This window comes from Micromonospora sp. A200 (assembly GCF_029893845.1).
Taxonomy (GTDB): Bacteria; Actinomycetota; Actinomycetes; order Mycobacteriales; family Micromonosporaceae; genus Micromonospora; species Micromonospora purpureochromogenes.
On record NZ_JARXXY010000028.1, the window covers coordinates 17,459 to 30,091 of the forward strand.

Here is a 12,633-nt window from a genome sequence, read left to right on the forward strand (position 1 = left end):
ATAGTGGCGTCCGAAGTGGCCGAGATGCACGAGCCGGGCGACGACCCGCCGGCTGGAGCGGCCGAGGAAGCGGTTCACAACTCGGTGCAGGCGGACCTGCGCCGCGCCTGGCAGCGGCTGAGCCGACCCCGCTGAACCCGGCGTGCATCCCCACCCCACGTGCTGCGCTGGGCAGATCAGCGGACGTCGCTGGACGCCCGCTGATCGCCGAGCGACTCCCGCCGCTGGGACGTGTGTCGCCGCCCCTGATGACTGCTATTTCTTCTTGTGCTTGGGCGGCAGCGTCGCGGCGTAATCCTGCGCCTTGTTGACCCACAGGGTCGATTGTTCGGCGGTGAACGACGAGGGCAGCGACAGGTATCCACCCATCGGTCGCTCGGCCGGGCCGAACGATCCCGCTCCCTCGATCATCGCCAGCTCGGCCAGGTCGTCGGCGGCGAGCTTCACGCCGACCGACGAGCCGAACAGGCCGGCGAACATGTTGCCGTTGACGAAGGCACCGAGGTTGCCGAACATCGGTTTGACCTCGACTCCCGGTGCCTCCGGCACGAGGGAGCGAAAGAACTGCTTGTCAGCGTCGGTGGGCTTGGGCATCTGCATGGTCGGATCCTGTCAGGCAGCGACCGGGCGACGGCCGGCGAAAGCGGCCAGCCGCTCCATCGGGTCGGCATCGGTGGACGGGGTGACCTCGTCGGCGAATGAGGAACCGCGGCCACCGGGGACGAGCTGCTCGGCGAGCTTGTGGACGTAGGCCACGACCTCGTCACTGACCACCAGGGGCCTGCCGCTGCCCTGGGCCATGTCCCACGCGTGTAGCAGGAATTCCACCGGCATGATGCTCGCCGCGAACCTGGCCGGCATCTCGCCGCCGCCGGGGAAGGGAACGCTGCCGTCGAGGCCGCGGGCCCGCCATCCCTCGATGGCCTGCGCCGCCATGGTGGCCACCCGGTTCTCCAGCGAACCCGTCTCACGGTTCACGACCTCGACGCCGGCCATCGAGCCGAAGGCGACCATGGAGCCGAACAGGTGCTCGGCGAGGTCGTGGCAGGTGAAGTCCGCGCACGGGGTCTGCTTCGGCCGGTCCTCAGGGGTCAGCTGGTGCAGGATCGTCTGGAGCACGGCCAGCGTGGCGTCGGCGGCGGACAGCTCATCAAGCCGCTCGGGAGCGGCGGACCACTCGTCCGGGCCGGCGTCCCCGGCGACGGCAGCCTTCTCAAGACGGCCGAGGTAGTGGTTCCAGCCCTCGGCGTGCATCGCCGCCTGCTCATCGGTCAGCCCCTCATGGGTGAGGGTGACCTTGGTGCCGTCGGCGACCGGCTCGACCGTGATCGTGACGGTCGAGGTGTCGGGGGCGAGGCCCGGGTTGCCTTCCCAACCCCAACCGAACACGACACGCTTGCCGGGCTCCACCTCCCGGAAGGTGCCCGCCGCCACATGGCCGGGGGTGATGGTCCAGCGGTAGTCACCACCCACGCGGAGGTCGACGCGGGCGGACACCGTCTGCCAGCGGCGTAGCCGCTCCGGCTCGGTGATGAGGGCGAATGCCTCGTCGATGTCGACGGGAAGAATGACGGTCTTGGTGAACATCAGTGGTCTCTCTCGATCCGTTGAGCCTTCAGGGCGTGTGCGTCGGCGACCAACTGGTCGAGCTCGGCGGTCCAGAACCGGTCGATCTCGGCCTGCAGCCGACGGAGTCCCTCGGGAACGACCCGATAGATGCGCTCACGGCCGACCTTCTCGGCCTCCACCAGGCCGACTTGCGCCAGCAACAACAGATGCTGGGAAATCGCCGACCGGGTGACCGTGAACTCCGCCGCGATGCTGCTCACCGTGCGGGGCTGTGACGCGAGCAGCTGCAAGATCCGTCGCCGGGTGGGCTCAGCGGCGGCAGACAACGCGTCGATCACCAGAAACACGTTAGCCACGGCTAACGCTTTTGTCAAAGCCGCGCCGCTGCGGCGGCCGCCCACCCGGCGCGGCGGCTGTGTCGGGTGGCGGGCTGACACCTGCCGTCACCTCGATAGCGAGACACGCGATCCTCCGACCCGCACAGCTACGGGTGCGGGCGTAGCGGCTTCCTCAGGAGCGTTCGTAGCCGACGGTGCCGTTGGCGATCTGTGGGTGACACGGGCGTTGGCGGGTAGCCCACGCCCGCGGGGAACAGGTTGCGTCTCCCTCCGGGCTGGCGGTGTAGGAATGAGTTCAACGGCCACCTGACGGGCCTGCCGCACGGCCGGGGTTCAGGCTGACCGGGCAGTGTCGGTGATGTGCGCGAGCACGGCCGAGTAGTCCCGGTCGCCGAGGCCGGCTTCCTGTGCTGCCACGACCCATTGCCGGGCGGCCGTCGCGACCGGCAGTTCGACATCTGCCGACTCGGCGGCCGACACGACCAGATCGACGTCCTTCCGGGCGAGTGACAGCGCGAACCGCAGCGGGAATTGACCGGACTCGACCGCTGGCCGCCGTCGATCCGCCTGCGCGCCGACGGGAGTCGCGGACAAGACCTCGAACGCGACGTCGCGCGGCAGACCAAGCCCGTCCGCGAGAGCGAGCGCCTCACCGAGGACCGCGAGCACCCCGAAGAGGGTCGAATTGGCGACCAGTTTGGCGGCCGCGCCGGCACCGAGCGGTCCGACATGCATCGGCGAGCCAAGCGCGCCCAGCACCGGCATCCACCGTTGGACAAGCGGCTGCGGCCCTCCGACGAATATCCGCAGCGAGCCCGACTCGGCCTCCGAGACGCTGCCCAGCACCGGCGCATCGAGCAGGCCAACGCTACCCGGCAGCATCGCTGCCAACCGTCGCACGGCGGCCGGCCCGACCGTCGACATCTCAACGAGCGTCGTCGACGCGGTGGCACCCGCGAGGATGCCCCGCGGGCCCTCGGTCACCTCTCGGAGCGCGGCCGGATCGGACAGCATGGTGATGACCAGGTCGGCGCGGTGGGCAGCCTCCGCCGGACTATCGGCAGCGACGGCGCCACGTGCTACAAGATCGCTGGCCCGCTGCGGCGTGCGGTTCCAGACAACGAGGTCATGGCCGGCATCGAGCAGCCGGCCCGCCATCCGGCTACCCATCCCACCCAGACCGATCACAGCGACCGTGGCCATGGCCCCATCCTGCCAATTTCCTCAGGGCAATGCGGTACGCAGAGCCGATACCTCACCCCAGATCCGTTCGTATCCGATGGTGCCGCAGGCGATCGTCGGGCGGTAGAAAACCGCTGCAGCGATCGAAGTGTCGGCCGACGCGTCGATCGCGCCTGGGCGAACATGGTGGCCATGGTGTTACCCAGACGCTTGGCGCGGTTCAACCGGGTCGTCACCAACCGCGTGACCGGTCCGCTGGCCGGGCGGCTGCCCGGCTTCGGCGTCATCATCCACCGGGGCCGCCGCTCCGGTCGGGTGTACCGGACTCCGATCAATATCTTCCGGACGTCCGACGGTTACGTCGCCGCGCTGACCTACGGGGTCACCGACTGGGCGAGAAACCTACTGGCGGCCGGCGGCTGTGAGCTGGAGATCCGCGGCCGGCGAGTGCCCCTCACCGGTCCCCGCCTCGTGCACGACCCCACCCGCCGGGACATGCCGCCGGTCGTCCGCCAGCTCGTCGGGGTGATCGACGTGACCGACTTCCTCTATCTCGACACCGTGCCCGATGCAGACCACGTCAGACGTGCGTGATCAGTTCTTGCCGTACGAGGTCAGGGTCTTCTCCCATTGACCGTCTACGCCACGGCGCCGTGAGCAAGCCTGGCAGCCCGGGCCTGCCGAGCAACGTGGCGCTGGCTCTGCGAGTCGGCGACGGCGGGTTCACCGAGGTCGGCACGGTCGACCACACGCTGGGCACGCGCCGCGGCGAGGATCCGGCGCAGATCCGCCGGTCACTGGTGGTCGACGGAGTCCTCTGGACCGTTCCGACGCTGGCCTGAAGGCGACCAGCCTCTCCACCATGAAGACCCTCGGCTGGCTGCGTACGGCGTGACAGGCATGGTGGTGTCCGGGTGGCCCGCCGTCCTGGACACCACTCCGAGCCGTCGTGGAGGAATTACTCACCACGAAGGTCGGCAAGATCGACAGAAGGCCGCTGCCGCGTGTCGTCGGTTGGCGATTCCGGGCCGGACAGGGCGCGTCGACCTCGCCGTCCGTCTCAGCGCTGGCTGGCCTGATGGGCCCTCCCGGTGGCGGGTCCGCGAGCGGCGGTTCCAGCCGGTGCGGTGCGGGCGCTGCGGCTTGGACCAGGTCGAGGTGTACGCGTACCTCGACCTGGTCGCCCCCGACCTCCCCGCGCAACGCCTGGCCCGTGTGGGGCGCGCTGGACTGGTGCGAGTCCGCTGGGCGTGAGCGCGAGGAGGTCGCCCGGAATCAGCTCGGGCCGCCGGGGCGCGTCAGGTCCCCGACGCCGGCGGCCCGCATCTGTGGGTCTGCCGGTGCTCCCGGTCGACCATCCGGACCGCCGCTTACTCGAAGGCCTCCCGGACGCTGATGATCCCGTTGCCGTCGCAGTCGGCGGCGCCGGTCCGCAGCCCCTCGAGAAAGGGCCCGAGAACGCGGACGGCAGCGCGTGCTGCTGGTAACCGTCACCCTCGTGTGCCAACTCGTGGCCCCGGCGGACACCACGACGATGCGGCTGCGGTCCCCGCGCTGCTTGAGGTCACGGGTGAGGGGTGCATGGCCGCCACTGAGCGTCGTTCGCGCCGGACGGCGGGTCCATTTCCCGCCCGGCCTGCGCAAGAAGGCACGGCAGGCACCACGCGCCAGGTTTGTTCGTCCTGATTCGGGTCATTCGTGGGCAACATCAGGTCGGGGAGACGGTGAGGTGACTGGTTGTGAGCCTCTTGCGCAGGAAGTCCGTCGAGCAGTCGATGCGCGACACGGAGCAGCCGGAGCACCGGCTTCGCAAGGACCTGTCCGGCCTGGATCTCACCGTGTTCGGCATCGGGGTCATCATCGGTACGGGCATCTTCGTGCTGACCGGGGTGGCCGCGAACCAGACTGCCGGGCCGGCGGTCGCGCTGTCGTTCGTCGTGGCCGGTATCGCCTGCGCGCTGGCGGCGCTGTGCTACGCGGAGTTCGCATCCACCGTGCCGGTCGCCGGCAGCGCCTACACCTATTCGTACGCGGCGCTCGGCGAGCTGATCGCGTGGATCATCGGCTGGGACCTCATCCTGGAGTTCGTCCTCGCCGCTGCGGTGGTGGCCGTGGGCTGGTCACAGTACTTCGCAGTGCTCCTTGAGACGCTCGGGGTGACGCTGCCGCCCGCCATCACCGGGGGCGAGGGCGGCGCGTTCAACCTGCCCGCCGCGTTGATCGTGTTGATCCTCACCGCGGTCCTGGTCGCCGGCATCAAGGTCTCGTCGCGGCTGAACGCCGTGGTGGTCACCATCAAGGTGGCAGTGGTCCTCTTCGTGATCGTCGCCGGACTGTTCTTCGTCAAGCGCGACAACTACACGCCGTTCGTCCCGCCGGCCGAGCCGGCGTCGGGCGGTTCCGGCGCCGATGCGACCCTGCTGGAGGCCGTCTTCGGGCAGGCCCCCGCCAACTTCGGGATCAGCGGCATCTTCGCCGCGGGTGCGCTGGTGTTCTTCGCGTTCATCGGCTTCGACATCGTGGCCACCGCGGCCGAGGAGACCCGGGTGCCGCAGCGCGACGTGCCGCGCGGGATCCTCGCTTCGCTGGCTGTCTGCACCACGCTCTACGTCGCCGTCTCACTGGTGGTGGTGGGAATGCAGAACTACGCCGAGCTGGACACGGCGGCACCGCTGGCTGCGGCGTTCCAGGCCGTCGGGCAGCCGTTCATCGCCAACCTGATCACCGTCGGCGCTCTCGCCGGGCTGACCACGGTGGTCATGATCCTGATGCTGGGGCAGAGCCGGGTCGCGTTCGCCATGAGTCGGGACGGGTTGCTGCCGCGCTGGTTGGCGCGGGTGCATCCGCGCTTCGGCACCCCGCACCGCATCACCATCATCGTGGGCGTGGTGGTGGCCGTGCTCGCCGGGTTCATCCCGCTGGAGGAACTCGCGGAATTGGTCAACATCGGCACCCTGTTCGCGTTCGTCCTCGTCGCGGCGGCGGTCATCCTGTTGCGCCGTACCCGGCCGGACCTGCCTCGCGGCTTCCGCGTCCCCTGGGGACCGGTGATTCCGGTTCTCGCGATGGTGGCCTGCGCCGTGCTGATGCTGTTCCTCACCGTCGAGACCTGGCTGCGGTTCTTCGCCTGGATGGCGCTGGGGATCGTCGTCTACTTCCTCTACGGCCGTCGGCGCAGTCGCCTCGCCCACGACGGGCAGGAAGGCCCACCGATGCCTGGCCAGCCGGACCTCGACACCGGTTTCGGCTCCTCGTCGCCCCCGCCGCGCTGACCGGCTGATCGTCCCGGCCGAGGATTCCCGGCGCTTACGCCATCGGTCCATTGCTACCGGCGGATGCCCGACGGCCGCCGCGGCCCGGCCGTGTCGGCCACGGCGCGGCTCAACCGTCGACCCGCTCGACGAGGGCCGCGGTCACCTCGCGGTTGTCGGCGGTGTCGCTGAGATCGCGGGTCCGGGTGCCCGGCTCGTGCAGCATCGAGTCCATGGCAGCCAGCACGTCGAAGCTTCCCGGCTTCAGCATGAACTTGGCGGCCAGCGCGTCGATGTGCTCACTGCGCCACGCCACATCCGGGAAGGCGGTCACCTTGCTGACACCGCGATCGAAGTGTCGCCCGGCGCTTCGATCGCGCCTGAGGGAACATGGTGGCCAGGGTTCTACCCAAGCGGTTGGCGCGGTTCAACCCGGTCGTCATCAACCGCGTGACCGGTCCGCATGAGGTGCTGGTCGCGCCGGAAGCGGGGCGGCACAGCCCGGCGCAGGACTCGGTCCGAGCGCATCCGCGCGAGGACCTGCATGGCCAGATCACGCAGGAGGAACGCCAGCCGGGGCGCGTCGTAGCCGACGTCAGCCACCACCAGGATGTTCGAATCACCCGCCTGCCACTGCCCGGCCGATCAGCCGCCCCACGAGGTTCCGCAGTGCCCGGCGGTGACTGCCGCGGCGTCATCACCCGGCGCCAACCGCACCGCGCCGTCGGGTCCCGGACGGTACGGGCTGGACAGGGGAGAGCCCGGGAGACGCCCGCCGCCGCGATACATGGCGCGCCCGACGTAGATCACGTTTGCGTACGCCGGGTCGTCGCGGTGGCCCTTCAGGTTGACGACCGTGGTTGCTTGCACGACCGGATCCTCCGCCGGTGGACTGCGCCTGTTCAAGGAGAGCGGCAAAATCGGAAACGCAAATTGCCCAAGTCAGGCAGGCGTCACGCACCACCGACGTTCGGCCGCTGGTGGTCGGTCAGCCGGAACCCGACACCGCGCACCGCGTCGATGGTGACGCCGGTGCCGAGCTCGTTGAGCTTGCGCCGCAGCCGCTTCACCAGGGACTGCACGTCCGCCTTGCGCTGCAGCGCCTCGTCCCGCCAGACCGACCGGTGCAGCTCGGCGTAGCTCCAGACCCGGACCGGCTCGGCGGTCAGGCAGACCAGCAGGTCGTGCTCGAGTCGGGTCAGGTCGATCTCGCCTTCCCGACAGCGGACGGTGGACCGGGCGGAGTCGATCAGCAGGGTGTCCGCTGCCGCGGGCACGGCGGCGGCGGGTGCTGGCGCGGACGACGCACCGGGAAGCTGCTGCGGGGTCGCGATCAGCCTGCGCAGTTCGTCGAGGTCGGCGACCAGCAGCAGAGGCGCGATGCCGTCGAGGCGCTCCGCGAGCCGGATCCGCTCGGCCGGCGACGGCGTCACCGCGATCAACAGCGGGAACAGCTCCTCGGCCGGATCGGACCCGCCCGGCACAGTGCTTTCGTCGTCCTTGGCCACCGTACCTACCCGGAAACGCTGGGCAATTTCTGCCCAGCTTCGTCTTGGTCGTGACAATAATTGTCAAGCCTGCCGTCGGCCAGCCAACCGTTAGTGACAAGTTGCTTACGTCGCGTCCTTGATCGTCCTCTCCGCTAGATCATAGTGTCCAGACGGGCAGCCGGCGTGACCCGCACGGCGCCTGGGGGGCGTGGGGGTTCTTCCGTACCGTTGTCGTCAAACGAGAGATGAGGTCTCCTGCACCCTTCACCAGGGCTCGATCATCCGCGGGTCGTTGTGAAGGAGGCAGCAGCGATGCTGAGACGTCCACACAGGAGGCGCGTAGCCAGGTGTCTGGTGAGCGCCGGCGCGGCGATGGTCCTCGCCGCGACAGGTTTGGCCACCACCGGTTCAGGTGCGCAGGCGGCGCTGGCCGGGACAGAGGCAGGTGTCGCCTCCCCATCGGACAAGATTCGCCCGGACCTCGCACAGCAACTCCAGGCCAAGAGCGAGGGGGACTTCTGGATCCACTTCAAGGACCGGGCGGACCTGAGCCAGGCGAGTGCGATCAAGGACTGGGCCAAGCGCGGTACGGCAGTCGCCGACGCACTGAGGAAGACCGCCGCCGACAGCCAGGCCAAGATCCGGGCTGAGCTCGACGGCGCGGGCGCGAAGTACCAGACGTTCTGGGCGACCAACGCCATCAAGGTCAGCAGCGGCTCGCTGGCGATGGCGCAGAGCTTCGCCGCCCACGCCGAGGTCGAGGGCCTGTACGCCCCGGTCGCCTACAAGGTGCCCGAGGTCACCAAGGGCACCGACGAGAAGACCGTGAACGCCTTCGAGTGGGGCATCGCCAACATCAACGCCGACGACGTCTGGTCGCAGTACGGCGTCAAGGGTGCGGGCATCACGGTGGCGAACATCGACACCGGGGTGCAGTTCAACCACCCGGCGCTGGTGAACTCCTATCGCGGCAACAACGGCGACGGCACGTTCGACCACAACTACAACTGGTTCAACGCCGCCGGGACCTGCGCCGCCGCGCCCTGTGACAGCAACGGCCACGGCACGCACACGATGGGCACGATGGCCGGCGCCGACGGTGCGAACCAGATCGGCGTCGCACCCGACGTCAAGTGGATCGCGGCGAACGGCTGCTGCCCCACCGACGCCGCACTGATCACCTCCGGCCAGTGGCTGCTCGAGCCGAGGGACCTCAACGGTCAGAACCCGGATGCCAGCAAGCGCCCGAACATCATCAACAACTCGTGGGGGACCACGCTGCCCTCCAACGATCCGTTCATGGAGGACGTGACCAACGCGTGGACGGCGTCGGGCATCTTCGGCGCCTGGTCCAACGGCAACAACGGTCCGGCGTGCCAGACCAGCGGCTCCCCGGGCAGCCGGACCAGCAACTACTCGGCCGGCGCGTACGACATCAACAACAACATCGCCAGCTTCTCCTCCCGCGGTTCCGGGCAGGACGGCCAGATCAAGCCCAACATCTCTGCACCTGGCGTGAACGTCCGGTCGAGCGTTCCGGGCAGCAGCTACGCCAGCTTCAACGGCACCTCGATGGCGGCCCCGCACCTCGCGGGCGCGGTTGCGCTGCTGTGGTCGGCGGCACCGGCCCTGGTCGGCGACGTCAACGCGACCCGTGCGCTGCTGGACAACACGGCGGTCGACAAGGAAGACCTCCAGTGCGGTGGCACCGCGGACGACAACAACGTCTACGGTGAGGGCCGGCTGGACGCACTCGCGCTGCTCAACTCCGCCCCGATCGGCGACACCGGCACCCTGGCCGGAACGATCACCGACGCCGGCAGCGGCGCCCCGATCGGCGGTGCCACGGTGGCCCTGACCGGTGCGGCGTCCCGCCAGCTGACCACCGGGAGTGACGGCAAGTACTCGTCGCTGCTTCCGGTCGGCGACTACCAGGTGGCCGTGTCGGCGTTCGGCTACCAAACCAAGACGGTGTCGGCGACGGTCACCAAGGACACGACCACGACGACCAACGTCGCGCTGACGGCGGTGCCGAGCGTCACGGTCAGCGGAACGGTCACCGACGGCTCTGGCCACGGCTGGCCGCTCTACGCGAAGGTGAGCGTCGAGGGTCCGTCGGGCGTGTCCGACTACACCACGCCCGCCAACGGCCGCTACAGCTTCAAGCTTCCGACGGGCGCAACGTACAGCGTGAAGGTCGAGGCGAAGTACCCGGGCTACCAGACCGTGACCAAGGAGGTCGTGGTCGGCTCGGGCGATGTCACGAACGACGTCGCCGTACCGGTCAACACCAACGCCTGCACGACGGCCCCCGGATACCGGTACGGCTCAGACGGTGTCTATCAGACCTTCGACGGCACCACCGTGCCGGCCGGCTGGTCCGTGGTGGACCACCTCGGCACCGGTCAGATCTGGGAGTTCACCGACACCGGCGATCGCGGCAACCTGACCGGCGGCACCGGCAACTTCGCCGTCATCGACAGCGACAACTACGGAAGTAGTGGCCGACAGGACACCTCCCTCGTCAGCCCGGTCGTCGACCTGACCGGCGTCGCGGCACCGGTCGTCCGGTTCAACCAGGACTACAACTGGCTGGGCTCCGATCGTGCGGACGTCGACCTCAGCCTCGACGGCGGCACCACCTGGACCAACGTGCTCCGGCAGGCGGCCGACTTCCGCGGACCGCGGGTGACCGAGGTCCCGATCCCGCAGGCCGCGGGCCAGGCGCAGGCCCGGGTCCGGTTCCACTACTACGACGCCCAGTGGGAATGGTGGTGGCAGGTCGACAACGTGCTGATCGGCAGCGAGGTCAACTGCGAGCCGACCAACGGTGGCCTGGTGCTCGGTCATGTCCGGGACAAGAACGACGACGGCTACGTCAACGGCGCCACCGTCACCAGCGACGACCGGCCCGCTGAGACGGCCACCACCGCGGCGACGCCGGACGACACCGAACTGGCGGACGGCTTCTACTGGATGTTCTCGTCGCTGACCGACCAGCACAAGTTCACCGCGAAGGCCGGCAACTACGTCAGCCAGACCAAGCAGGTCGACGTCCGGGCCGACGGGGCGACCGCCGCGGACTTCCAGCTCGCGGCCGGCCGGCTGTCGGTGCAGCCGACCGAGGTGAGTGGGACGGTCCAGATGCCCACCGGCAAGGTCAACAAGACCTTCACGGTGACCAACACCGGCGGGGCGCCGGTCGACGTCGAGTTCGGTGAGCGGGACGGCGGGTTCGTACTCCTGCGGGCCGACGGGTCCCAGATGAACAAGCAGGAGGTCCTCGCGGCCAGCGGCGCACCGGAGCAGCGGCTCGACGCCCCGACGTCGTTGGCCGCGAGGGTGTCCGGCAAGGCGGCCACGGCAACCTCCGCCACGGTCGGCCCGCAGGCCGAGCCCTGGACCGACATCGCCGACTACCCGGCCAACGTGATGGACAACCGGGTGGTGAACCTGGACGGCAAGGTGTACTCGATCGCCGGCGGCAACGGATCGGCGTCCACGACGAAGAACTACGTCTACGACCCGATCGCCCAGAGCTGGACGTCGATCGCCGATCTTCCGGCCGCACGGAACGCCATGACCGTTGGCGTCGTGGACGGGAAGATCATCGCGACCGGCGGCTGGGGGGCGTCCGGCCCCGACGCCACCACCTGGTCGTACGACCCGGCGGCCAACTCCTGGACCGCGAAGGCCGACAACCCCGCGCCGCGCTCCGCTGCCGGGCAGGCGGTCGTCGACGGCAAGCTGTACGGCGTCGGGGGTTGCACGACCTCGAGCTGCCTGCCGATGTCGAACGACGTCGTCCGGTACGACCCGGGCAGCAACAGTTGGGAGACGTTGCCCGACTACCCCAAGTCGGTGGCGTTCCTCTCCTGCGGCGGGATCGACGGCGTCGTCTACTGCACGGGCGGTAACGACGGGTCTGCGGTTCTGAAGGCAAGCTATGCCTTCGATCCGGGCGCCAACGCCTGGACCGCCGTCGCCGACGCGCCGGCGGACAGCTGGGCCAGCTCGTTCGCCGTCGCGAACGGCAAGCTCCTCGTTGTCGGCGGCGTGCAGGGCGGAGCCATCACCAACGCCGGCTTCGCCTACGACCCGGCAACCAACGCGTGGTCCAACCTGCCGAACGCCAACACCCCGCGGTACCGCGGTGGCGCCGCGTGTGGCTTCTACAAGATCGGTGGCTCGTCGGGCAGCTTCAACGCGATGCCGGACAGCGAGGCGCTGCCCGGGCTCGAGGAGTGTGCCGAGGGCGGCGCGGACGTCAGCTGGATGACGATCGACAAGACGGCAGCCACGCTGGCGCCGGGTGAGAAGGTCACGGTCACCGTCGGGATGACGGCGAACGTCGACCAGCCGGGCACCTACTCGGGGTCGGTTTCGATCAAGGAGAACACGCCGTACACGGTGCAGCCGGTGGCGGTGACGATGAACGTGCAGCCTCCGAAGTCGTGGGGCAAGCTGATGGGCACGGTCACCGGGACGAACTGCCAGGGCGCCGGCTCACCGCTCCCTGGTGCGGCCGTCCAGGTCAACTCGAAGGCGATGTCGTGGACATTCGCCACCGACGCGGCGGGCAAGTACGCCTACTGGATTGACCGCAAGCACAACCCGCTGACGATCATTGTCGCCAAGGACGGCTGGCAGCCCCAGACCCGTCAAACGACGATCACCAACGCCCCGGCGGTGGAGAACTTCGCACTGTCCCCTACCCGCTGCTGACAGCTGACGCCAGCTGACAGATCCGGCCCGCCTGGTATCCGACCAGGCGGGCCGGACCGGTTCCGAAGGTTGCGAGCC

Annotated in this window: 11 protein-coding genes and 1 pseudogene; 5 read left to right on the plus strand and 7 right to left on the minus strand. The window is 69.2% G+C overall.

Annotation, left to right across the window (positions count from 1 at the left end; all coding sequences use genetic code 11):
* The first annotated feature begins 3 nt into the window (after window positions 1–3).
* A complete protein-coding gene (locus M2302_RS24125) occupies window positions 4–135 on the plus strand; it encodes a hypothetical protein (RefSeq protein WP_280840123.1) in 132 nt (43 codons plus the stop codon).
* Window positions 136–255: 120 nt separating this feature from the next.
* On the opposite strand, the gene M2302_RS24130 is transcribed toward M2302_RS24125, so the two are convergent.
* The 4 genes from M2302_RS24130 to M2302_RS24145 form a co-directional block, all read right to left on the minus strand.
* Window positions 256–600, minus strand: a complete 345-nt coding sequence (locus M2302_RS24130) for a TfoX/Sxy family protein (RefSeq protein ID WP_280840124.1) — start codon at window positions 598–600, stop codon at window positions 256–258.
* Window positions 601–612: 12 nt separating this feature from the next.
* A complete protein-coding gene (locus M2302_RS24135; protein WP_280840125.1) occupies window positions 613–1,587 on the minus strand; it encodes a TIGR03086 family metal-binding protein in 975 nt (324 codons plus the stop codon).
* Window positions 1,587–1,907 (minus strand): metalloregulator ArsR/SmtB family transcription factor, encoded by a 321-nt coding sequence (locus M2302_RS24140; protein ID WP_280840126.1) that lies wholly within the window; start codon window positions 1,905–1,907, stop codon window positions 1,587–1,589. Before M2302_RS24140 ends, M2302_RS24135 begins: the two co-directional genes overlap by 1 nt.
* A gap of 333 nt (window positions 1,908–2,240) precedes the next feature.
* Entirely contained in the window at window positions 2,241–3,065 is an 825-nt protein-coding gene (locus M2302_RS24145) for an NAD(P)-dependent oxidoreductase (RefSeq protein ID WP_280840127.1), read from the minus strand.
* On the opposite strand from M2302_RS24145, the gene M2302_RS24150 reads away from it, so the two are divergent.
* The 3 genes from M2302_RS24150 (at window position 3,036) to M2302_RS24160 (ending at window position 6,361) form a co-directional block, all read left to right on the plus strand.
* The gene (locus M2302_RS24150) at window positions 3,036–3,683 is read left to right on the plus strand and encodes a nitroreductase/quinone reductase family protein (RefSeq protein WP_280840128.1); all 648 of its coding nucleotides are present in this window, start codon (window positions 3,036–3,038) and stop codon (window positions 3,681–3,683) included. The two genes, M2302_RS24145 and M2302_RS24150, sit on opposite strands and share 30 nt — an antisense overlap.
* A gap of 59 nt (window positions 3,684–3,742) precedes the next feature.
* Window positions 3,743–3,931, plus strand: a complete 189-nt coding sequence (locus tag M2302_RS24155; RefSeq protein WP_280840129.1) for a hypothetical protein — start codon at window positions 3,743–3,745, stop codon at window positions 3,929–3,931.
* A gap of 897 nt (window positions 3,932–4,828) precedes the next feature.
* Window positions 4,829–6,361 (plus strand): amino acid permease, encoded by a 1,533-nt coding sequence (locus tag M2302_RS24160; protein WP_280840130.1) that lies wholly within the window; start codon window positions 4,829–4,831, stop codon window positions 6,359–6,361.
* A 109-nt stretch (window positions 6,362–6,470) separates the two neighbouring features.
* Here M2302_RS24160 and M2302_RS24165 read toward each other — a convergent pair whose 3' ends face one another.
* The 3 genes and pseudogenes from M2302_RS24165 to M2302_RS24175 form a co-directional block, all read right to left on the minus strand.
* Entirely contained in the window at window positions 6,471–6,674 is a 204-nt protein-coding gene (locus M2302_RS24165; RefSeq protein ID WP_280840131.1) for a hypothetical protein, read from the minus strand.
* 71 nt (window positions 6,675–6,745) lie between these two features.
* Window positions 6,746–7,060 (minus strand): annotated as a pseudogene (locus M2302_RS33185) (transposase); the annotation flags it as partial.
* Window positions 7,061–7,293: 233 nt separating this feature from the next.
* Window positions 7,294–7,848 (minus strand): winged helix-turn-helix domain-containing protein, encoded by a 555-nt coding sequence (locus tag M2302_RS24175; protein ID WP_280840133.1) that lies wholly within the window; start codon window positions 7,846–7,848, stop codon window positions 7,294–7,296.
* Between the two features lie 336 nt (window positions 7,849–8,184).
* Here M2302_RS24175 and M2302_RS24180 point away from each other — a divergent pair, with 336 nt between their 5' ends.
* Window positions 8,185–12,555, plus strand: coding sequence for a S8 family serine peptidase (locus tag M2302_RS24180; RefSeq protein ID WP_280840134.1), 4,371 nt, complete (start codon window positions 8,185–8,187; stop codon window positions 12,553–12,555).
* The last annotated feature ends 78 nt before the right edge of the window (window positions 12,556–12,633 follow it).

What these genes read in the sequence shown, in the direction of transcription:
- M2302_RS24130 (WP_280840124.1), bottom strand. Translation starts at nt 600, where the DNA reads ATGCAGATGCCCAAGCCCACCGACGCTGACAAGCAGTTCTTTCGCTCC.
- M2302_RS24135 (WP_280840125.1), bottom strand. Translation starts at nt 1,587, where the DNA reads ATGTTCACCAAGACCGTCATTCTTCCCGTCGACATCGACGAGGCATTC.
- M2302_RS24150 (WP_280840128.1), top strand. Translation starts at nt 3,036, where the DNA reads ATGGCCGGCATCGAGCAGCCGGCCCGCCATCCGGCTACCCATCCCACC.
- M2302_RS24145 (WP_280840127.1), bottom strand. Translation starts at nt 3,065, where the DNA reads ATGGCGGGCCGGCTGCTCGATGCCGGCCATGACCTCGTTGTCTGGAAC.